Genomic DNA, 19413 nt, shown 5'->3' with positions numbered 1-19413 from the left:
CTTTTTTCGCCCGGGGTGAGCAGTGTCAGGTTCCCGCGACAATACGGTAGTCGAACCCAACTGGTCTGGCTGGAACCGCCAGCGGTTGACGCAGGTGCCTGCCGGGGTGCTGCCCTGGCTGCGCGACGAAGGCTCTTTGACGCGGCGGGTAGTGGCGGCCTGCAGTGGCCGGTTTCGGGTGCGGCTGCTGCGCCAGGCTTGGGGGACGCCGTTCTACAGCGAGGCACAGTTGCTGCGCATGCGTCGCGGCGAGATGGCGCTGGTACGGGAGGTGGAGCTGCTCTGTGATGAGGTCCCCTGGGTCTTCGCTCGCACCCTGATCCCCGCCTCTACACTGCGAGGGGCGGCCCGGCGCCTGACCCTGTTGGGAGATAAGCCGCTGGGCGCGGTGCTCTTCTCTGACTCGCGGATCAAACGAGGCAGAACCCAGGTGGCACGCCTGCAGCCACGACACCGCCTGTTTAGCGCCGCGAGTGTTGATCTGCAGCCTGTGCCGGATGAACTGTGGGGGCGGCGTACCCTGTTCCACGTCTCAGGTCGGCCGCTGCTGGTGAATGAGATCTTCCTGCCCAGGATACCGATGGAGAAAACCTCATGAGTGCGCCAGAGCTGAAGTTGGATTCGTTACAGTCGGGGGCTGTCTCTTGGGGTGAGCGGCTGCGTCGCTACGCCCTGCTGGTGCGGCTCAATCGACCGATCGGTATCCTGCTGCTGCTCTGGCCGACGCTCTGGGCGCTGTGGATGGCGGGGGAGGGGCGGCCATCCTGGAGGGTGGTGCTGGTGTTTATCTGCGGCGTGACGCTAATGCGCTCCGCCGGTTGTGCCATCAACGACTTTGCCGATCGTCACATCGATGGCCGTGTCGAGCGCACCAAGCTGCGCCCGATCGCCGCCGGGTTGGTCAGCCCAAAGGAGGCGTTGGGGGTGTTTGCGGCACTCTCCCTGAGCGCTTTCGCGCTACTCTTCTTTCTCAACCATGAGACCAAGGCGCTGTCACTGGTGGCGCTGCTGCTGGCGGCGGTCTATCCATTCATGAAGCGCTACACTCACCTGCCTCAGGTGGTGCTGGGGGCCGCCTTCGGCTGGGCGGTGCCGATGGCCTTCATGGCGATTCAGCAGCAGTTGCCGCCAGTCAGTTGGGTGCTGTTCAGCGCGACGCTGCTGTGGGCGCTGATCTACGATACCCAGTACGCGATGGTGGATCGGGAGGACGATCTGAAGATCGGTGTTAAATCCACCGCGATCCTGTTTGGCCGGCACGATCTGCTGATCATCGGCCTGCTGCAGCTCCTGATGCTCGGGCTACTGGGGCTGGCCGGTGCGATGGCGGGGCGCGGCTGGATTTTCTTCCTTGGGGTGGCTGCTGGGGCTGGGTTCTTTGTCTACCAGCAGTGGATCACCCGCGACCGCGAGCCGAAGGCCTGCTTCGAGGCATTTCTCAACAACAACAACTTCGGTCTGGTGGTGTTTGTCGGGTTGTTGCTCGACTATCTGCTGCTGGGGTGAGCGAAGCGAGCCGCATCTGTCGGAAAATCATGTGATTGATGCGGTTTGCGGGCTCATCACATCCTACAGGCGCAAGGTTCTGAATCGCACATCCACCGTCACTGCTATCTGCTGCAGTGCCTCTGCGGCGGCCTTGCCCTCCCGGCTGGTGCGGAAGAGGTGCGGTGTCATCAGCAGCAGGTCGGCGATCTGCTCGGCTCCCAGGGGGGCGGTTGCGAACTGTAGCTCTCTGCTGTCGGTCAGCCGGAATCCGGCCGCCTCGGCCTGCTCCAGCCCGGGCGGCGGGCGGCGTTTCAGGGTCGGGTAGATGATCCGGCGCAGCTCGATCAGGTGCTCCGGTCCTGGGTCGACCAGGATGATCCGTCCGTCCGGGCTGAGGCAGCGGCGAAAACTCTCATAAAGTGGAAACCCGAATAGGCAGAGGATCAGCTCCAGGCTCTCCGGCTGCAGCGGTGGGGTCCGGTTGCTGCCCACCAGCCAGCGGATCTGGCGGCTGCGGCGGGCGGCGGCCTGTACCGCCCACTTTGAGATGTCGAGGCCAACTAGGGCCGCAGTGCCTTTGCGGGGCCGAGCCTCCAGTTGCATCATCAGCTGCTCCAGATAGTAGCCCTCACCACAGCCAGCATCGAGGATCCGGGCGCTTTGCGTCTCTGCCAGCTCGGTGATGACCCGCTCGCCCAGGGTGGCGGCGATGGGCGCGTAGACGCCGCTCTGCAGAAAACGGCCTCGTGCGGTAATCATCTCTTTGCTGTCGCCTGGATTCCGGGAACGCTTCTGCTGCACCGGCAGCAGGTTGACATGGCCTTGACGGGCGATGTCGAAGCTGTGTCCGTCGGGGCAGAGCCAGCGTCTGTCATCTTGTCTCAGGGGTTGGCCATCCAGTGGGCAGGCAAGGTTGTCGGCGGGGATGATCTGCATGGTCTGTCTGGCCTGTTGCTGTGATTGAAAAGGCAAGGGAAGTTTACGAGAATGACCGACGTGCGGGAATGGCGTCTGTTGCCATCCTGCTTGACCCGCCAATAAAGAAGAATGACCGAAACCTCTCCATCCACATCGCTTGCCGCTGATTTTTCGCCTGCGGGAACGGCATGGGCGCTCGCGATTTTGTGATCTGGGTTGGGGTTTTTCGGCGGCGGTTTCACCGGGCGAATGGTACGCTTTGCCCGCTAATCCAATAGGAACAAAGAGGATCGGTGATGGCTGAATCAGCAGTGGATAACGTAAGGGCGGTGATTCTGGCGGGCGGCAAGGGGATGCGCCTCAGGCCTCTAACTACGGTGCTGCCGAAACCCCTGGTGCCGCTCGGCAACAAGCCGATCCTTGAGGTACTGATGCGCCGCCTCGGCTCCTTCGGCCTGAAGGATATCTCCATCTGTACCGGCTATCTGGCCGAGATCATCATGGCGGTTTGCGGAGACGGTTCCAAATACGATGCCAGGATCAGCTACTCAGGTGAGGAGAAGCCACTGGGCACCGCCGCACCGCTGGCGCGCATCCCTGATCTGCCAGAGACGGTGATCGTGATGAACGGCGATCTGCTCACCACCCTCGACTTCGGCAAGATGATCGAGTTCCACAAGGCGCAGCAGGCCGACTTCACCATCGGTGTCTACAAGCGCGATGTGAAGATCGACTTTGGGGTGGTGCAGAGTGACGATGACGGCCTGTTCACGGGCTTTATCGAGAAGCCCACCTACCACTATGAGGTGAGCATGGGGGTCAACGTGATCAACCGCGAGGTGATCGCCGGCATCGACCCCGACGAATACCTCGACATGCCTGATCTGATCCAGCGGGTGCACGACCAGGGCGGCAAGGTGGCCCTCTACCGGGAGGATTGCTACTGGCTCGACATCGGCCGCATGGACGACTACGCCACCGCCCAGGAGGAGTTCGCTGGGATGGAGGATCAGTTCCTCGGGATCAAGAAATGAGTCAGACGGTCTGGGTGACTGGCGTGGCTGGCTTTACCGGCCGCCATCTGGTGGCGTTTCTGCGCCAGCTGCCGGAGCCGCCGCGCATCGTCGGCCTGGGGCTGGGGGCGGTCGATGGGGTCGAGCTGGATGCCCACTTCCCCCTCGATGTGACCGACCCGGGCCAGATTGAGGCGGCAATTGCGCAGGAGCGCCCCGATATCGTCTTCCACCTGGCGGCGGTGATGCCGCCCTGTGACGATGCGCTGCTCTGGCATGTAAATGTGGGTGGCACCAACAACCTGTTGCGGGCGCTGGCCAAGGCCGGTTGCCAGCAGACCCGGATCCTGCTGGTGGGGTCCGCCGCCGAGTATCAGATGCGTGAGGATGGTCTGCTCAACGAGGACGATCCGGTCGCTGGCGAGACCCACTACGGCCAGAGCAAGTCGGCACAGATCGAGTGGGCGCGGCAGATCGCCGGGCTGTTCGGGCTGTCGTTGGTGGTGGCGCGACCGTTCAACCTGATCGGCCCTGGCCTGCCGGAGCGCTGGGTGGCTGCGATGCTCTGCGCCCAGTTCGCCGACCCCGGTACCGCCACCATTACCGTCGGCAACACCGCCTCTGAGCGTGACTTCGTCGACGTGCGCGACTGTGTTCAGGCCTATTGGGAGTTGGCGCTGAAAGGCACCCCCGGCGAGGCCTACAATGTCTGCTCCAACCACCCCACCGGGATCGGTGAGCTGATCGATATTCTGCAGGCGCTAACCGATGGCCGCCATTCGGTCGAAGTGGATCGCTCGCGCTTTCGCAGTGTCGATCTCGACCGAGTCTACGGCACCAACCACAAGATCCGCGAGGCGATCGGCTGGCAGCCACAGATCAGCCTGAAGCAGTCGCTGCTCGACATGCTGGATGAGCATCGCGATGGCGAATGATTTCGATATCTGCATCGTTGGCCTGAAGTGCTACGATTTGCTCGCCGGCGAGTCGGTGCCGCGCTATCTGGGCGGCATCGAGAAGGTACTGGTCTCCCTCGCCAAAGGGTTGGCTCAGGAGGAGCTGAAGGTCGCTTTCATCACCTACGACCACGGCCAGCCGGATGCCATCGAGATCGATGGTGTCACCATCTTTAAGAGCTTCGGGCCGGACGAGGGGTTGCCAGTGGTGCGCTTTGTGCATCCGCGCATGACCAAAGTTTGGTCCACCATGCGCCGGGTTGGAGCGAAGATCTACCTGCAGATGGGCGGCGCCAGCGAGACCGGTGTGGTCGGTCTGGGATGCGACTTGGTGCCGGGCAGGCCGAGTTTTATCTTCAATATCGCCAGCGATGGTGACTGTGTGCCGGAGCTGCCGTTTCTTCATCTCGGGCGTGAGATCTGGCTCTACAAGCAGGGTCTCAGCCGGGCCGACCTGGTGATCTCCCAGACCCGCAAGCAGCTGCAGCTGATGAGCGAGAACTTTTCCATCAACTCCACCACTGTGCCGCTGCCGGTGATCGGACCGGGCAATGATTTCAAGCCGCCTGCGCCTCCCGAGTCGGGCCATGCACGGGTATTGTGGATGGGGCGTATCGTCGAGACCAAGCGGCTGGAGTGGTTGTTTGATATCGCTGAGGCTTGTCCCGAGGTCAGCTTCGATGTGGTCGGCACGCCCAACGAAGAGTCCGACTACGCCAACGGACTGATGCAGCGCGGTGAGTCGCTGATCAATGTCACTATGCATGGTCGGGTGGCGGAAGAGGCGTTGCCCGGGCTGTTCAAAAGCGCCTCACTCTTCTGCAGCACCTCCACTCTGGAGGGCTTTCCCACCACCTTTCTCGAAGCCTGGAGCTATGGCGTGCCGGTGGTTACCACCTTCGACCCCGACAACCTGGTAGCCAACAATCGGCTTGGCAGCGTGGTCACCACCCTGCAGGAACAGATCGGTGAGATCCGCTTCCTGCTTGATTCGGATGTGGCCTGGAAGGCAGCCTCGCAGCGGGTGCGACGCTTCTATCTGGAGAGTTTCACCCTGAAGGCGATCGCCTGGCGCTATGTGGAGCTGATCAAGAAACTGGCCTGAAACAGCCGCATTCCAGCTTGATTTCGTTCTGAGTGAATGGCGTTTGTGGGATTGAGCTGGGATCGGTGGACTGCTGGGCGGGGTAACGCCCCTCCAGAGCGGAGGGGCGGCGACTGGCTCAGATGTTGTAGAGCCAGGACTTGTAGCCGGCGATGTTCTTGGGATCTCTGAACCACTCGACGGTCTCGGCGAGGCCGGCGCGCAGGTCGTATTTCGGCTCCCACTCGGTGAGTGACTTGACCTTGTCGGCGGAGCCAAGCAGGCGCTCAACCTCCGACTTGCCGGGGCGGATGCGCTCGTCGTCGGTGATGATCTGGGCGTTGGGGTTGATCAGCTCGATCATGGTCTTGGCGAGCTTGCCGATGGAGACTTCGACCCCGGTGGCGAGGTTGATCTCTTCGCCGATCACATTGTCGGACTTGGCGATCTCGACAAAACCCATCGCCGAATCCTTGACGAAGTTGAAGTCGCGGGTCGGGCTGAGGCTGCCGAGCTTGATCTCTTCGGCGCCGTTCAGCAGCTGGGTGATGATGGTCGGGATCACTGCGCGGGCCGACTGACGCGGACCGTAGGTGTTGAATGGGCGCACGATGGTCACCGGCAGGTCGAAGGAGCGGTAGAATGACTCCGCCAGCCGGTCGGCGCCGATCTTGGTGGCGCTGTAGGGTGATTGCCCCTGGTAGGGGTGGTTCTCATCGATCGGCACATACTGGGCGGTGCCGTAGACCTCGGAGGTGGAGGTTACCAGCACCTTCTCGGTGCCCAGCTTGCGCGCCGCCTGCAGCACGTTGAGGGTGCCCTTGATGTTGGTGTCAACGTAGGAGTCGGGTGAGTGGTAGGAGAAGGGGATGGCGATCAGCGCCGCCAGATGGAATACCACATCGACCCCTTGCATCGCAGTCTCGACACCGTTTGGATCGCGAATGTCGCCGGCGAAGATGTCGAGCTGCTGTTGCTTCTCCCTGGGCAGGGAGTCGAGCCAACCCCAGGAGTTGAATGAGTTGTAGTAGACAAATGCTCTTACGTCGCAACCGAGATCCATCAGGGTCTCGGTCAAGTGGCTGCCGATAAAGCCGTCGGCGCCGGTAACGAGTACTTTCTTACCTTTTATTTCCATGGTTGGCTCTTGGTGATTTTGGGGAGTGAATAAAGAGGCAAGTCATGGTTTTTTCTGGGAAAACCCTATATTTGCCTCGATTTTAAGACGCCGCAGTATAAGATGCCCGGTAAACGGCGCGCAAGATCCAGTCGAAATAGTGGGAAACAGTGCAATTTCTAGGGCTGCGGGGCTTGCGGTGGTTGCCAATCAGGGGCTTGAGTCGGTGCACTTCAACGCTCTGTGCAACAGCAGTAGTCCGGCAATCAGGGTCAGGTTGGCCTGCTGCCCCAGCTGCTCTAGCAGCCGCTGTAGGCGTCGCTCGAATTCGTCACTCTTGGTCGGAGTATCTGGGCTGGCGAGTTCGAAGGGGAGCAGGCGCAGATGCTCCCGGCGGTCCTCAGCTTGTCGGGTTGCGCTGAGGATCTGCGCGAATTTCAGCTCACTGCGCAGATAAAAGTAGAGTTCCGGCTTACCGCCGCGCAGAAACTCCCGCGTCAGGCCGAGACAACGAATTCTCTCTGGCGTGATGCCTAGCTCCTCCCTGACCTCCCTTCGCAGTCCGGCGAGTATGCCGTGCCAGCCATCGCTGGAGTGGCGCAGGTCGTCCCAGTCGAGCGCCCCGGAGACCGAACTGCTGAGGCTGTGGCGACGGTTGGCGACCCGGCCGCTGCGCTGTGGCACCAGCAGTTGACCGTCGGCCGATTCGATCAACCCCACCAGCCCCAGATGGTTGAGCAGTCCGCTGTCGGAAAACCCTCCGAGCCGACCCGATTCGGCGGAGAGGGCCTCGCGCAGTGTCTGCTTCTCCCCTTCCGGTCGGTAGTCCATGGCAAAGTTGCTGGTCAGGCCGTCGAAGTAGTTGCCCCGGCTGAGGCTGAGGCGGGGCTGACTGCTGCTGGTATCGAGCCTGGCTAGGCGGGTTACCTGGCCGTTGTGCAGCTCCGTCCGTTTTTCGCCAGACAGCTGGCGGAGCAGCGGGGCCTGGAAGCGCTCTATGTCGTACCCGATCGGATCACTGGCTGCCTCGATCTCTACCGCTGGTTGCTGCAGCGCCTCGCCGGAGAGCGCAAGGCTCATCGGCAAGCGGTACTTTGTGCCCGCGATCTGTGCGGAGATGGGCGGCTCCCGATGGTAGAAGTCGAGCAGCTGTTGGGCGTCGAGGTGCAGACGGGCCTCCTGACGACTGGCTTCGCCACTCAGTGGTTCGCAGAAGAGTCTGCAACTCTCCTTGTCGGTGGACAACCAAGGCATGCGGGGCTCCTACTTAGGCGCTATGAATAGTTTCGCCACCATACCAGCAGCAGCCGAGAGGTGATGAAGAAGATGGCCAGGGAGATGGCGATAAAACCGATCCCAAACAGCCACTGTGGCTAGCCCAGCAGTGCCACCGACTTGACCTGCATATGCACTGCCTTGCCAGGCTCCAGCCCGAGCAGGTTGGCCGACTTGTGGGTGATGCGGGCGAGCAGGGCGGTGCCGCCGGCGTTGAGCCGCACCGTCATCTGTGAGGGGCTCTCCGGGTAGAGCTCGACCACCTGCGCCGGGAAGATGTTGAGGATGCTGGTGTCGTGCTGGTGTGCCAGGGTCAGGCTCACATCCCGCGCCAGTACCCGCAGCCGTACTGCCTGGCCGACCTCGATCTCGCTGCGGGCGAGGGTGAAGCGGCCGCCGGAGAAGGCGACGGAGGTGAGATGGAAGCGGTCGTCGTGGCCCACCACTCGACCTTCAATAATTGCCTCCGCATCGCTGCCGTGGGCCAGCGGCAGGTCGCTGCGGGTGAAGATCTCAGCGATCGGCCCGCTGGCGCGAATCTTTCCCGCCTCCATCAGCAAAATATGGTCGGCCAGCCGTGCCACCTCCTCGGGGGCGTGGCTGACATAGAGGATTGGGATTGCTAGCTCCGCATGCAGCCGCTCGAGAAAGGGCAGGATCTCCGCCTTGCTCTGCAGGTCGAGGGCGGCCAGGGGTTCGTCCATTAGCAGCAGTTGCGGACTGGTCAGCAGCGCGCGGGCGATGGCGACGCGCTGCCGTTCGCCGCCGGAGAGCCCGTTGGGACGGCGTGCTAGCAGCGGCTCCAGACCGAGCAGGGCGATCGCCTGGTCGAAGTCGACATGGCGCTCTCCCGCTGGCAGCCGTTTCAGGCCGTATTCCAGATTGCCGCGTACCCTGAGGTGGGGAAACAGGCTCGCCTCCTGGAACACGTAGCCGAGCCGGCGGCGGTGGGTGGGCACAAAGTGGCGGCGATCCTGCCAGAGGGTGTCGCCGATCTTGAGGTAGCCATCCCGGCAGCGTTCCAACCCGGCGATCGCCCGCAGCAGGGTCGTCTTGCCGCAACCGGATGGGCCGAAGATGGCGCTCACCCCGCTCGCTGGCAGCGTGAATTCGGTGCTCAGCTGGAACTCACCTCGCTCGATCTGGATGCGTGCCTGGATGCTCATCGCATGCCCACCGCAAAACGTCGGTTGAGGCTGAACACCGCCAGCAGCATCAGGAAGGAGAGCAGCAGCAGCCCGCCGGCAAGCCAGTGGGCCTGAGCATATTCGAGCGCCTCGACATGATCATAGATGGCGATTGAGAGCACTTGGGTCTCGCCGGGGATGTTGCCGCCGATCATCAGCACCACACCAAACTCCCCCACGGTGTGGGCAAAGCCAAGCACCGCGGCGGTGAGAAAACCGGGCCGGGCCAGCGGCAGTGCGATGCTCCAGAAACGGTCGAACGGGGTGGCGCGCAGGGTGGCGGCCACCTCCAGCGGGCGTCGGCCAATGGCGCTGAAGGCGTTCTGCAGCGGCTGTACCACGAAGGGGAGGGAGTAGAAGACCGAGCCGACCACCAGCCCGCTGAAGCTGAAGGCGAGGGGGCGGCCGCCGAGGGACTCCAGCAGCTTGCCGATGGGGCCGTGGGGGCCGAGGGCGATCAGCAGGTAGAAGCCGAGCACGGTGGGGGGCAGCACCAGCGGCAGGGCGATGATCGCCTCGGCAATCACCTTCAGGCGGCAGCGGGTGCGGCTCAGCCACCAAGCCAGGGGGGTGCCGAGCAGTAGCAGGATCAGGGTGGTCAGGCCGGCTAGCTTGAGGGTGATCCAGAGTGCGGCGAGATCGGCCTCATCCAGCATCTGGGGTTCCGTAGCCATAGCCCTGGATGGTGGCCTTTGCCCTGTCACTCTGAAAGAAGTTGTAGAAGGCGCGGCTTGCGGCTGTCTCTCGCAGCAATACCGCTTGTTGTTCGATCGGGGTGTGCAGCGACCCTGGCACCAGCCAGTAAGAGCCGGGGATCGGTTGCCCCGGGCGCTGGATCTGCGATAGGGCGACAAGGCCCAGCTCGGCGCTGCCGCTCTTCACAAACTGGAACGCCTGGCCGATATTTTCGCCGCGCACCATCCGCGACTGCAACGCCTGCCAGAGGCCGTGTTTTTGCAGCAGCTGTTGGGCCGCCCGACCGTAGGGGGCGAGTTTGGGATTGGCGATGGCCAAGTGGCGGAAGCTGCCCTTCTTCAGCACCTCTCCAGCCGGATCGACCTGAGTTGCGTCTGGACTCCACAGGGCGAGGCGCCCCACTGCGTAGGTGAAGCGGCTGTCTGGGACCATCAATCCCTGCTGATCTAACATCTCGGGGCGTCGCCTGTCTGCGGCAAAAAAGGCATCGAAAGGGGCACCGTTGCGGATCTGCGCATAGTGTTTGCCGGTGGAGCCGACCACCAGCACCAGTTTGTGTTCGCTGTTCTCTTCGAACTGTTTGGCGATGCTGCGCAGGGTCTCGGCAAAGTTGGCGGCGACCGCGATCCGCAGCGTCTCTGCCTGGATGATGCTTGAGAAGAGCAGGCAGCTCGCGTAGATCAGTAGGGTTGCCAGTCTACTTGGGTGGGTCATCGCTACTCCTGATAGATCGACGCTGGGTGAACGATATACAAAAACGCCAGTGGATTCATCAACTGGCTGGGGTATGCCGGTTGGCGGGGAGGGTGAGGCTGTGTGACAGCGTCGCCTGGGTAAGTTTCCAGGTTCGCTGTCATGATGGTTCGATTGCTATTCAGTAGAGAAGAAAGGGCTTGGGCTGAGCTCAACCTTTCGACATTTCAGGCCAAGGCCGCGGAAACTGTCATCCTGGGAGTAGATCTGCAGGCCGGTGGCAATATAGCCGTTGGGGCAGCCTACATATTGATGCCATTTTCTGCAGTTGGTGTGTTGCACCTTCTCTGCTGCGGCATTGATGCTGCGCACCAGCGGTGGGCTGGTGGAGAGCGTGGCGGCATAGAGCGCAATCCCCTTCAAGCGGTTTTTGCTACTCTGTTTTTTGTTGGTGGTGCAGACACTGATGCCGTGTACATACTGGCCGGCAGGTAGGCTGACCACTTTTTTGTTACCCGCGCTGCCGGTGCAGATGTTCTTTGACTTAGACGAAGGCTGCTTTTTTACGCTAGCCTTGTTCAGCGCCCGCGGGGTGGCCTTGATGTCGCAGGGTTTGTCGTGATTCTCTTGCCAGCTGACGTCGGTAATGCCGGCATGGGAGTGACGAAGGCGTGTCTCTTCTGAGCCATAGTCTCTGCTAGGTAGCGAGAGTGGCTCTTCATAGCTGAACTCCCCTACGTTGAGGCGTGTGAGTGTACCGGAATAGCCTGAGATCTTGCTGGGTATGTTGGCGTTGCCGAGCTTGAAGTAGGCCTGGTCAGCATAGACCGTAGACCAGGCAGCGAATGCCATGAGGCTTGCAGCGATGATGCGGGTTATTGCCCGCACTATTTTCCCCTGCTCTAGTAAGCGAGGTGAAGCTGCTCAGCCCTTTGGCTTCGTCGCTGTGTTTGGCGCGGGCGCCCATCACCTGATGGGTGTCTTCTCTGCCGAGCGCCCCGCCACATAGCCGCCCAGGCCGATCTGCAGCAGCGTCCAGGCTTCGTCCGCCAATGGGTTGGCGAGCCAGCCGAAGCTGTCGAATACTACCAGTGCGAGAAAGGTCAACATGGTGACCGGCCGCCAGCTGCGCTGCAGCCAGGACTGCCCGGTCGTCTCCGCCTTGATGATTGAGGCCTGGCTCTCCATCAGCTTGGTTTCGTAGTCGAGCACCTTGCCGAGGAACTCGTTTTCGATCTGCTTGACCTGACGCTACATCTCCATCTCCTCAGGTGTTGTTGTTCTGTGGTGGTTGGTTGGTGTTATCTGGGCGCTATCTGCTTTAAGGCGTCGTAGTGCTGTTTTATCCAGCTGCCGTATTTCTGTTTCTGGCCGCTGCCGTTGTAGAGCCCGGCAAAGCTGCTGAAGTCCTGGCGCTGTAACCTCTGAACCATGGTGCGGGAGAAGAAGTCGAAAAAGCCGCGGATCTGGGCTTCGATGTCGTTGCTGAAGGCGTCGAACATGGCCTCTGCCGAGGGGTAGCCGATCTGCTCGTGATGGAAGCCCATGATCTGTGGCGCACCCATGCTGATCGACTTCAGGGCCGCTTCGTTGTCGATGCTGCGGGCAAATTTCAGCACCTCCCACTCGGCGCGCTGGCTGCCGTGAAACTTGTGCCACTCTTCGCCCTGTGTGGCTCGCCACTGGTGCCCCTTCCAAGTCTGGCTCGTCTTGTAGCGGAAGTGGTTGTGAAAGTCATCGGCATGCTGTCGCCCCCAGAACTTCCAGAGTTTGTGGTTCTCAAAACGGATGATCATGCGCCCCTGGTTGCTCTCTTCAAAGCCTTTGCCGGAACTCTCCACGCAGAGCACCGCCACCGCGCAGGCCACGTCGAGCTGTTTTTCGTCACTCAGTCGGGATAACAGGCCGCCGTAGCGGTTCCAGGTGGTTGCTACCTTGCGCGCCTGTGAGCTGCCGCTGATGGGTAGACGTTGCAAGGGCGGGAGTCGGGAGGCCTCGTCAGCTGGTTGTGCTGGTGCCAGTGAGGAGTCCTCCTCTTCCTCCTCATTCTCGGCGATTGGACCGCTCAGCAGCTCCGCCTCCTGCAGGGTCCGGATGTAGGTTGCGGCGACATAGCCACGGCTACTGCCGAAGGGGATCTCGAACCAGTCGCCAAGGCGGCTCTCGATCACCACCCGGCTGCCTGCGGCCAACTGGCCGAGGCTGCTGGCCTGACGTGAGGCCTGACTGCGGACGTGCAGCAGATTCGCATCGACCACGCCCTGCTGGGGCGCCTCGCGCGGGTGCAAATCGACATATTCGCGGGCGACATAGGCGTTGCCCTGATTGAACTCGACCTCCAGCCAGCCCTCCAGCTGGGCGAGCAGCTCGACCCGGTTGCCCGCCGTCAGGGTGCCGAGTATGGCGCTGTTGCTGTCAGGCTGCTGGCGCACGTTGAGCAGGTTGGCGGTGACACGGCCGATGAGGCGCGATGGTTGCTCGACCAGATCGACATAATCGGCATGTAAAAATGCTGGTTGGCCCTGGTAGAGGACCTCGAACCAACCCAACCGTTCGCCGGTGATGTCGATCAGAGTGCCCAGGGAGTACTCGCCCAGCTTTCTCCCCTGCTGGCTGGGTTGGGCGCGGATATTCAGCCGTGAAGCGGTAATGGTACCGATCATGGAGCGCTCCTTTGTTGTGGCCCGGCGAGCGGGTGGTCCTAGTGGATAGGATTGCGGGCGGAGTGGCCGATCGTTGCGGTGAGGCTGGGTGCAGCGGACCCTTCATGATGTTTTTGTTCTCTATTATTGAATAGCCAAGAGGCGGCTATCTTGCAAGTCTTGGAGGCGTGTCTAAAACAGCTCGATGCCCGAATCATCCTCCGACTGCTCGGTCGATTCGGATGCCTGGCTGCTGATGAACGCCTGCACCAGGCTCTCTTGGTTGCTGATGACGCTCTTCAGATTGTGGTTGATAGTGTAGAAGACTTCGCTGATCTCTTGCCCGGCATCCATCTGCTGCATCGCCTCTTCGATGGCGCTGTCGATGCGGTGGAGCAGATACTCCTCCTGATCCTCCTCCAGCCCCATGCGCATCATGTCGTAGCTGATGTCGTGGACCAGATCCTGCAGCAGCTTGTTGCTGTGGTCGCGGTTGACCAGGATAGTTTTGGCCAGGTGATAGAGGCTGCCGCGGATCTGGCTGAATGAGCGTAGCAGTTCATGGTTTTGCTGAGTCAGCGCTGCCTGGGTGGCGAGTACATTGATCTTGGTGTTGACCGCCGAGAGCAGGATCGGGAACAGATCTTTCAAACGCCCGTAGCGATCCATATCCTCCAGCGGCATGTTTTTGACGAGTAGGCTGGCCTGAGGGAAGTTGATGATGGTGCGGGCGCCAAAATCGAAAAAGCGACTATCCTTGTCGTTCATCTCGATCAGCTCTTTTTCCAGCGGACTGATGCTGCCTTGGGAGGAGAACCAGTGCAGCTCATCATTGGCGCTGATCAGTAGTACGCACTCCAGTGAGAAACGAGTGGTGGTGTTGAACAGCCCTTGGGCGATCTCATCGAAGTTGGAGTAGCTGAGGCTCTTCTCCAGAAAATGCATCGCCTGAGCCAGTTCGCTGGTGCCGGTGATGGCGATGATGGCGGTCTGCTGCGCCTGCTGGTAGCGTTGGCTCAGTTCTTTGCGTTCGGCGCCGTAGCGCATCAGCACATTGATGCGGGCCAGCAGGTGTTCTGCCTCGAAGGGTTTGACCAGATAGTCATCAGCGCCGACCTCGTAGCCCTGCAGGCGTTCCCTGAGCGTGCCGTGGGAGGAGAGGAAGACCACAGGGATATCCTGGGTCTCCGGCAGACTGCGCAGTCGGTCGCAGACCTCATAGCCGTTGATGCCCGGCATCTCCACATCGAGCAGGATGAGATCCGGCTGCTCTTGCTGGGCGATCGCGATGCCCGACTCGCCGTCATCCGCCGTTCTGGTCGACAGCCCGCTTGCCGCCAGGGTCTTGCTGATCAGTTTCTGGACGAATCTGTCGTCGTCGATGATGAGGACATTGATCTTGTCTGACATGCTTGTCTTTCTTCGGCAAATAAGGGGCCGGATCCGGTTTGAAGCACCTCGCTCTGTAGATGGGTAGCGGTTGATCCGCCCAAGACTTGACCTGACCGTGCCCCTTGAGTCGGGGCGAACTAGATCAGCGCATAATCGGTTGCAGCCGGATGGTTTCCGGCGGCAGACAGACCTCGTCGCTGCAGGCCTGCAGCTGAAGCTCCAGATCCAATAGCGTGGCACCGCCGTTCCCCGGCGTGCGCTTGTGCTCCAGCGTCGCCTGGAGTTGGATATTGCCTTCATAGACCAGCAGAGGGTCGTGCTGGAAGGTGAGCTTTTGCTGCACTGGCGAGGGATAGGTGACCGGGGCCATGTGCCACTCGTGCTGGTTGTTGGCCAGGCGCAGCTCAGTGGGGATCAGTGACTCGCCGAGGGGGTGGTGGGCATTGATATGCCAGCCTTCGGGGATCTGGATAGCCAGCTCGAGCAGCTGTTTGTTGTCACTCATGGGTTTGAGCCCAGCCTCAAGGCGGATGCCGCCGAGGGCAGCGTAGCCGCGATGGGTGCGTTCGCCCTGGTTGAGATTGTCGACCGCGCTGAGCATGTAAGTGTAGCCGTTGGGTTGCCGTTCGATGTTGGCGGCGAAGTAGGCGATCAGGCTCTCTGCGGCGGTTTTATAATCTAGGTGGCCGCTGCGTAGCCAGAGCCGCTGCAGCAGATGCAGCGCCACCGAACTGCCAGAGGCGATGGCGTTGTCGGAGCCGCCGTCGCGCGGTCGGCCCATGGCGTTAAAATGGTCTTCCCCTGCCTCGCTCATGTAGAAACCACCATCCTTCTCCTGAAAGCGGGCGAGCATCGCATCGGCCAGCTCGCGGCTTCGGCTCAGCCATTTTGGGTCGCCGGTCAGGTCGTAGAGATAGCTCAGTCCCTCGCCGAGGTAGGCGTAGTCCTCCTGGTTGGCGGAGATGGAGGATTTGCCGTCGAGATGGACCCGCCAGAGCTGGCCGGCGCCTTTGCGATTGTGCTGCCAGAGGAATTCGGCGGCCCGTTCGGCGGCCTGGCGGTAGCTGTCTGAATCGAGCAGATCGGCGGCTTGGGCGAAGGCAGTGATCATCATGCCGTTCCAGGCGGTGACGATTTTGTCATCGCGTAGCGGGTGCTCGCGCTGTTCGCGGATCTGTCTCAGCACCTGATTGATATGGTCGATGCGCTGGTGTAGCGCTTCGAGGTTCATCGACTTGGTCTCGGCGTACTCCTCCAAGCTCTGTGGCAGATGCAGGATGTTGCGCCCCTCGAAGTTGCCGCGCTCGCTGATGGCGTAGAGTTCGATCGCCAGGCCAGCATCGCGGGGCTCTAGGGCATCGCGGATCTCCGCCGGGATCCAGGTGAAAAACAGCCCCTCTTCGCCGGCGCTGTCGGCATCCGTAGCAGAATAGAAACCACCGCTGGGGGCGGTCATTTCGCGCAGCACATAGTCGAGGGTCTGGGTCACCACCCGGCGATATTGCTCTTTGCCGGTGAGGCGCCAGGCGAGCAGATAGATCCGCGCCAGCTGCGCCTGATTGTAGAGCATCTTCTCGAAGTGGGGCACCAGCCACTCGTTGTCGGTGGAGTAGCGGTGGAAGCCGCCGCCGGCCTGGTCATAGATGCCGCCGCGGGCCATCGCGTCGAGGGTGACCTCGAGCGCCTGCAGCGCCTCTGGATGAGGCTGGCGCTGCAGCTGGTCGAGCAGCAGGAAGAGCCAGGGTTCATGGGGGAATTTGGGGGCCTGGCTGAAGCCGCCCTGTAGCTCGTCGAAGCTGCGCAGCATTTGCGCCACCGCCTTGTCGGCGGCCTGGGAGTCGAGCGCCTTGGCCTTGCCGCGCTGGCTGTTGGCTGCCTCGACTGCCTTGGCAACCCGCTCGGCCTGCTGGCGGGTGTCTTCGGGGCGCTCTTCCCAGATGGTCTGTATCTGCTGCAGGACGCTGGCAAACTGCTGCGGCGGGAAGTAGGTGCCGCCGAAGAAGGGTTTGCCCTCGGGGGTCAGCAGGCTCGACATCGGCCAGCCGCCGGATCCGGTCATCAGCATCACCGCGGTCATGTAGGTCTCGTCGATATCGGGGTGGCTTTCGCGGTCCACTTTGATGGCGATGAAGTGCTCGTTGAGGAAGCGGGCGATCGACTCATTCTCGAAGCTCTCCCGTTCCATCACATGGCACCAGTGGCAGGTGGAGTAGCCGATGGAGAGGAAGATTGGTTTGTTCTCCCGCTTCGCCTTGGCGAAGGCCGCTTCGCCCCAGGGGTACCAGTCGACCGGGTTGTGGGCGTGTTGCAACAGGTAGGGGGAGTCTTCGAGGATCAGGCGGTTGAGGTAGCGTGGTGAGCCGTCCGCTTCGAGGTGCTCTGTGCGTGGGCGGTAGCCGACTCCCTTGGCGAGGTAGGCGGCTTCGAGTTGTTGTTGGATCTGCATTGGGCGTGTCACCTGGTAGTGGGTTGGGCGCCCCTCCGCGCCGAACGCCTGCCAGGAAAGGGTGAGCAGTAGTGCGGCGAGGAGTTTGGTATGCATCGGTTTAGGCTCCCTCTGCCAGCAGTCTATCGATCAACTGCTCGCCCATCACCGGACTAAAACTGCCGAATTTCTGCAGCCGTATGATGCCCTGCTGGTCGATGATCGCCATCTCCGGGGTGCCGCGGGTCTGGAATCGCTTCATGGTCTCGGGGATCTCTCCTTGCCGGGTTGGTGATGGTCGATGCCGATCAGATGGTGGATCTCTTTCTCTTTGAGATAGCGGCGTAGGCGCTCTGGGGGGTGGTAATTGTGGCCCTCGAACACGGTGTGGATGCCGATCAGTACGGTTCGATCTGGTGCCGGTACTTCTCTCCCCAGCGCCGCATCAGCGGCCCAGAGAAGCTGTTGCAGCCGGGGCACCAGAACTGGAAGAAGTCGATCACCACCACCTTGCCGCGTAGCTCAGCCAGGCTGGTGCCCTCGCCGTTGATCCACTCGCTGATCTGCCATTCAGGGGTGGGCTTGCCACTGCCAAGGGCGCTGCCGGCCATAATTAAAAACAGCAGGCCGAGCAGCGGGTAGAGGGGGGCTGCCGCATCGCACGCCACCTTTAGAATTCGAGCTGGACTTTCTGTTCCATCGGCAGGTTGGCATCTTTGGCCCATTCGGCGGTGGAACCGTCGTAGAGCTGGGCTTCTTCGTTGCCTAGCAGTTCATGGGAGACGAACCAGCCCAGTGCGGCGCGGTGTCCAGTGTGGCAGTAGTTGATCTGTTTGCCCTGCAGCGGCACACCGGCGGCGGCGTAGATCTTCTTCAGGTTGTCGAGGCTCTGGAACTGGCCGCCGCCGTTGACGGTGAGCCAGTCGTAGGCGAGATGGACGGCCTGCGGCAGGCTGCCCGGGCGCTCTTTGTCGCCGCCCCGGTAGATGCCGAGATACTCGGCACGGCTGCGGTTGTCTACCGCCAGCGCACCATTTTCCAGGGCCGCCTTGACGGTCTGGCTATCAGGCCGGAACGCCGTGCGCAGTTTTGCTTTGAAGGCCTTTGGCTTGGGTTGGTTGAGCCCCTTCTGCAGTGGATAGACGCGCTTGTTGGCATAGTTGATCAGGCCGCCGTCGAGGATCGAAACTTGGTCGTGGCCGAGGGCCTTGAAGGTCCAGTAGATGCGGGTGGCGCTGGCCATGTCGCCGGCCCCGGAACCCATCACTACCAGCACCACCTGGCTGTCGTTGTCGATGCCGAGGCTGCCGATCAACTGCTCCAGCCGGGCTGGTGGCGTCATTAGCTGGGGCGTGCCTTTGGGTGATGTCTGACGCCAGTCGCCATAGTTGCTATTGACCGCGCCGGGTACGTGGTAGCGCTGGTAGCTGTTGCGGTCCTGCAGGTCGAGCACCACCAGGTTTTCATCCTTGAGGTGGGCATTGAGCCATTCGGCATCCACCAGGGGGGTGGCGAACAGCGGTGTGAGGGTGAACGCAAGCAGCAGGCCGGTCAGCAGTCGGATTTTCATTGGTGTTTTTTTCTTCTGGGTTGGAGGGAGTGAGGATGAGACACCGAGGGGAACCACCAGGTTCCCCTCGGAGCGGACTCAGGAGCTGATGCTGATACCGCCGATGCCGCTGGCGTTCATCTGCATCATGCGATGTTTGCCGGCGGCTTTTTGCGCCACGGCCATCAGGAACTCATCGACGTTTTCGTACTCCATCTTGTTGGCGAATTCCAGCAGTGTATCGACCAGCTGGCCGGTGGCCGCGATCTCCTCGTGGCTGCGGCCACAGCCCTGGCAGTGGGTGCCGTCCTGGGTGCAGTTGTTGCCGCCTTGGCAGGGATTGAATTTCATGGAAGCCTCCGGTGTCGTGGGAAAGTGAGGCGCTATTCTGACAGCCGAGGCGAGTGGGATAAACACCCTGCAAGCGGTAGGTAGGGAGGGGCGGCTTTTCTTGCATCGCATTGAAAAGCAGTGAATATCCTTATACCGTGCAGCGCACACGGGGGCGCTGTTGGGCCGCCTGTGTGACATAATAGACTCAAAATCTGAAGGGGTTTGTGATGCTCAAGCGAACAGCGGTATTTCTGATGTTGTTGGTCCTGGTGCTGGTGCCACTGGGGGCGGCGGCAGAGCAGGATGCCTTTGACGAGGCGGAGGCGGCGTTGTTGGCTGGGGATTATGATAAGGCGTTCAGGAAGTATCTGCGGTTGGCGCGGGACGGCAGCCCCAAGGCCCAGTATGAGCTGGGGCTGCTCTATCTGCATGGCAAGGGCGTCCGCAAGAAGGTCGACCGCGGGGTGGAATGGCTCAAGGAGGCGGCCAACAATGGCTCCTACCTAGCGGCCAATGAGCTGGGCAATATGTATATCTCTGGAAAGGATGTGCTGCGGGACGAAAAGCAGGCGATCCACTGGCTGCAGCAGGCCGAGAAGATCAATGAATCGACCAATGAGGCCGATGTCGAGTGCGAGTAATTTG

At 61.5% G+C, this 19413-nt stretch carries 21 protein-coding genes; 6 read left to right on the top strand and 15 right to left on the bottom strand.

The annotated features are described in order from the left end of the window. The first annotated feature begins 22 nt into the window (after positions 1–22). Positions 23–598 carry a chorismate--pyruvate lyase family protein gene (locus L0Y14_RS14485; protein ID WP_006474527.1) on the top strand — a complete coding sequence of 192 codons (576 nt, stop codon included), beginning with the start codon at positions 23–25 and terminating at the stop codon, positions 596–598. After that, positions 595–1506 carry a 4-hydroxybenzoate octaprenyltransferase gene (ubiA, locus tag L0Y14_RS14480; protein ID WP_006474526.1) on the top strand — a complete coding sequence of 304 codons (912 nt, stop codon included), beginning with the start codon at positions 595–597 and terminating at the stop codon, positions 1504–1506. The genes L0Y14_RS14485 and ubiA overlap by 4 nt, the downstream gene beginning before the upstream one ends. A gap of 63 nt (positions 1507–1569) precedes the next feature. On the opposite strand, the gene L0Y14_RS14475 is transcribed toward ubiA, so the two are convergent. Then, positions 1570–2424 carry a putative RNA methyltransferase gene (locus L0Y14_RS14475; RefSeq protein WP_006474525.1) on the bottom strand — a complete coding sequence of 285 codons (855 nt, stop codon included), beginning with the start codon at positions 2422–2424 and terminating at the stop codon, positions 1570–1572. 278 nt (positions 2425–2702) lie between these two features. Between L0Y14_RS14475 and L0Y14_RS14470 the strand changes: the two genes are divergently transcribed. Genes L0Y14_RS14470 through L0Y14_RS14460 form a run of 3 tightly spaced genes read left to right on the top strand, consistent with a single transcriptional unit; the run spans position 2703 to position 5480 of the window. Next, positions 2703–3440 carry a sugar phosphate nucleotidyltransferase gene (locus L0Y14_RS14470; RefSeq protein ID WP_006474524.1) on the top strand — a complete coding sequence of 246 codons (738 nt, stop codon included), beginning with the start codon at positions 2703–2705 and terminating at the stop codon, positions 3438–3440. Beyond that, on the top strand, positions 3437–4354 hold the full coding sequence (locus tag L0Y14_RS14465) for an NAD-dependent epimerase/dehydratase family protein (protein WP_005962697.1): 918 nt from the start codon (positions 3437–3439) through the stop codon (positions 4352–4354). Before L0Y14_RS14470 ends, L0Y14_RS14465 begins: the two co-directional genes overlap by 4 nt. After that, positions 4344–5480, top strand: a complete 1137-nt coding sequence (locus L0Y14_RS14460; RefSeq protein ID WP_006474523.1) for a glycosyltransferase family 4 protein — start codon at positions 4344–4346, stop codon at positions 5478–5480. The genes L0Y14_RS14465 and L0Y14_RS14460 overlap by 11 nt, the downstream gene beginning before the upstream one ends. Before the next feature lie 118 nt (positions 5481–5598). Here L0Y14_RS14460 and L0Y14_RS14455 read toward each other — a convergent pair whose 3' ends face one another. The 14 genes from L0Y14_RS14455 to L0Y14_RS14390 all read right to left on the bottom strand — a co-directional run bounded on the left by L0Y14_RS14455 (position 5599) and on the right by L0Y14_RS14390 (position 18786). Further along, on the bottom strand, positions 5599–6597 hold the full coding sequence (locus tag L0Y14_RS14455; RefSeq protein ID WP_006474522.1) for an NAD-dependent 4,6-dehydratase LegB: 999 nt from the start codon (positions 6595–6597) through the stop codon (positions 5599–5601). 189 nt (positions 6598–6786) lie between these two features. Next, on the bottom strand, positions 6787–7830 hold the full coding sequence (locus L0Y14_RS14450; protein ID WP_006474521.1) for an NUDIX hydrolase: 1044 nt from the start codon (positions 7828–7830) through the stop codon (positions 6787–6789). A 119-nt stretch (positions 7831–7949) separates the two neighbouring features. Further along, positions 7950–9017 (bottom strand): molybdenum ABC transporter ATP-binding protein, encoded by a 1068-nt coding sequence (gene modC / locus L0Y14_RS14445; protein WP_006474520.1) that lies wholly within the window; start codon positions 9015–9017, stop codon positions 7950–7952. After that, entirely contained in the window at positions 9014–9712 is a 699-nt protein-coding gene (modB, locus tag L0Y14_RS14440) for a molybdate ABC transporter permease subunit (RefSeq protein ID WP_305790611.1), read from the bottom strand. The genes modC and modB overlap by 4 nt, the downstream gene beginning before the upstream one ends. Further along, complete coding sequence (gene modA, locus L0Y14_RS14435; protein ID WP_006474518.1) at positions 9684–10448, bottom strand: molybdate ABC transporter substrate-binding protein; 765 nt, start codon at positions 10446–10448, stop codon at positions 9684–9686. Before modA ends, modB begins: the two co-directional genes overlap by 29 nt. Positions 10449–10604: 156 nt before the next feature. Continuing rightward, the gene (locus tag L0Y14_RS14430) at positions 10605–11315 is read right to left on the bottom strand and encodes a hypothetical protein (protein WP_138921808.1); all 711 of its coding nucleotides are present in this window, start codon (positions 11313–11315) and stop codon (positions 10605–10607) included. Positions 11316–11393: 78 nt separating this feature from the next. Then, entirely contained in the window at positions 11394–11663 is a 270-nt protein-coding gene (locus tag L0Y14_RS14425; protein WP_305790653.1) for a 3TM-type holin, read from the bottom strand. A 65-nt stretch (positions 11664–11728) separates the two neighbouring features. After that, complete coding sequence (locus tag L0Y14_RS14420; protein ID WP_006474514.1) at positions 11729–13090, bottom strand: N-acetylmuramidase domain-containing protein; 1362 nt, start codon at positions 13088–13090, stop codon at positions 11729–11731. Positions 13091–13261: 171 nt separating this feature from the next. Then, entirely contained in the window at positions 13262–14479 is a 1218-nt protein-coding gene (locus tag L0Y14_RS14415) for a response regulator (RefSeq protein WP_006474513.1), read from the bottom strand. Between the two features lie 124 nt (positions 14480–14603). Further along, positions 14604–17003 carry a thioredoxin domain-containing protein gene (locus L0Y14_RS14410; protein ID WP_006474512.1) on the bottom strand — a complete coding sequence of 800 codons (2400 nt, stop codon included), beginning with the start codon at positions 17001–17003 and terminating at the stop codon, positions 14604–14606. A gap of 4 nt (positions 17004–17007) precedes the next feature. Further along, on the bottom strand, positions 17008–17148 hold the full coding sequence (locus L0Y14_RS14405; RefSeq protein ID WP_005964945.1) for a TlpA family protein disulfide reductase: 141 nt from the start codon (positions 17146–17148) through the stop codon (positions 17008–17010). A gap of 136 nt (positions 17149–17284) precedes the next feature. Then, positions 17285–17554: a TlpA family protein disulfide reductase gene (locus L0Y14_RS14400; RefSeq protein ID WP_006474511.1), complete on the bottom strand. Its 270-nt coding sequence runs from the start codon at positions 17552–17554 to the stop codon at positions 17285–17287. 2 nt (positions 17555–17556) lie between these two features. Further along, positions 17557–18456, bottom strand: coding sequence for a sulfurtransferase (locus L0Y14_RS14395; RefSeq protein WP_006474510.1), 900 nt, complete (start codon positions 18454–18456; stop codon positions 17557–17559). Positions 18457–18534: 78 nt separating this feature from the next. Next, entirely contained in the window at positions 18535–18786 is a 252-nt protein-coding gene (locus tag L0Y14_RS14390) for a DUF1289 domain-containing protein (protein ID WP_006474509.1), read from the bottom strand. Positions 18787–18995: 209 nt separating this feature from the next. Between L0Y14_RS14390 and L0Y14_RS14385 the strand changes: the two genes are divergently transcribed. Beyond that, positions 18996–19409 (top strand): tetratricopeptide repeat protein, encoded by a 414-nt coding sequence (locus L0Y14_RS14385; protein WP_006474508.1) that lies wholly within the window; start codon positions 18996–18998, stop codon positions 19407–19409. The last annotated feature ends 4 nt before the right edge of the window (positions 19410–19413 follow it).

The sequence above is a fragment of the Candidatus Endoriftia persephonae genome, from assembly GCF_023733635.1.
In the GTDB taxonomy this organism is placed as follows: domain Bacteria; phylum Pseudomonadota; class Gammaproteobacteria; order Chromatiales; family Chromatiaceae; genus Endoriftia; species Endoriftia persephonae.
This window is presented reverse-complemented; position numbering and strand designations above follow the sequence as displayed.

Excerpts from the sequence above, each read along its gene's own strand:
- ubiA (WP_006474526.1), top strand. The coding sequence starts at position 595 with ATGAGTGCGCCAGAGCTGAAGTTGGATTCGTTACAGTCGGGGGCTGTC.
- L0Y14_RS14475 (WP_006474525.1), bottom strand. The coding sequence starts at position 2,424 with ATGCAGATCATCCCCGCCGACAACCTTGCCTGCCCACTGGATGGCCAA.
- L0Y14_RS14470 (WP_006474524.1), top strand. The coding sequence starts at position 2,703 with ATGGCTGAATCAGCAGTGGATAACGTAAGGGCGGTGATTCTGGCGGGC.
- L0Y14_RS14465 (WP_005962697.1), top strand. The coding sequence starts at position 3,437 with ATGAGTCAGACGGTCTGGGTGACTGGCGTGGCTGGCTTTACCGGCCGC.
- L0Y14_RS14460 (WP_006474523.1), top strand. The coding sequence starts at position 4,344 with ATGGCGAATGATTTCGATATCTGCATCGTTGGCCTGAAGTGCTACGAT.
- L0Y14_RS14455 (WP_006474522.1), bottom strand. The coding sequence starts at position 6,597 with ATGGAAATAAAAGGTAAGAAAGTACTCGTTACCGGCGCCGACGGCTTT.
- L0Y14_RS14450 (WP_006474521.1), bottom strand. The coding sequence starts at position 7,830 with ATGCCTTGGTTGTCCACCGACAAGGAGAGTTGCAGACTCTTCTGCGAA.
- modC (WP_006474520.1), bottom strand. The coding sequence starts at position 9,017 with ATGAGCATCCAGGCACGCATCCAGATCGAGCGAGGTGAGTTCCAGCTG.
- modB (WP_305790611.1), bottom strand. The coding sequence starts at position 9,712 with ATGGCTACGGAACCCCAGATGCTGGATGAGGCCGATCTCGCCGCACTC.
- modA (WP_006474518.1), bottom strand. The coding sequence starts at position 10,448 with ATGACCCACCCAAGTAGACTGGCAACCCTACTGATCTACGCGAGCTGC.
- L0Y14_RS14420 (WP_006474514.1), bottom strand. The coding sequence starts at position 13,090 with ATGATCGGTACCATTACCGCTTCACGGCTGAATATCCGCGCCCAACCC.
- L0Y14_RS14415 (WP_006474513.1), bottom strand. The coding sequence starts at position 14,479 with ATGTCAGACAAGATCAATGTCCTCATCATCGACGACGACAGATTCGTC.
- L0Y14_RS14410 (WP_006474512.1), bottom strand. The coding sequence starts at position 17,003 with ATGCATACCAAACTCCTCGCCGCACTACTGCTCACCCTTTCCTGGCAG.
- L0Y14_RS14405 (WP_005964945.1), bottom strand. The coding sequence starts at position 17,148 with ATGAAGCGATTCCAGACCCGCGGCACCCCGGAGATGGCGATCATCGAC.
- L0Y14_RS14395 (WP_006474510.1), bottom strand. The coding sequence starts at position 18,456 with ATGAAAATCCGACTGCTGACCGGCCTGCTGCTTGCGTTCACCCTCACA.
- L0Y14_RS14390 (WP_006474509.1), bottom strand. The coding sequence starts at position 18,786 with ATGAAATTCAATCCCTGCCAAGGCGGCAACAACTGCACCCAGGACGGC.
- L0Y14_RS14385 (WP_006474508.1), top strand. The coding sequence starts at position 18,996 with ATGCTCAAGCGAACAGCGGTATTTCTGATGTTGTTGGTCCTGGTGCTG.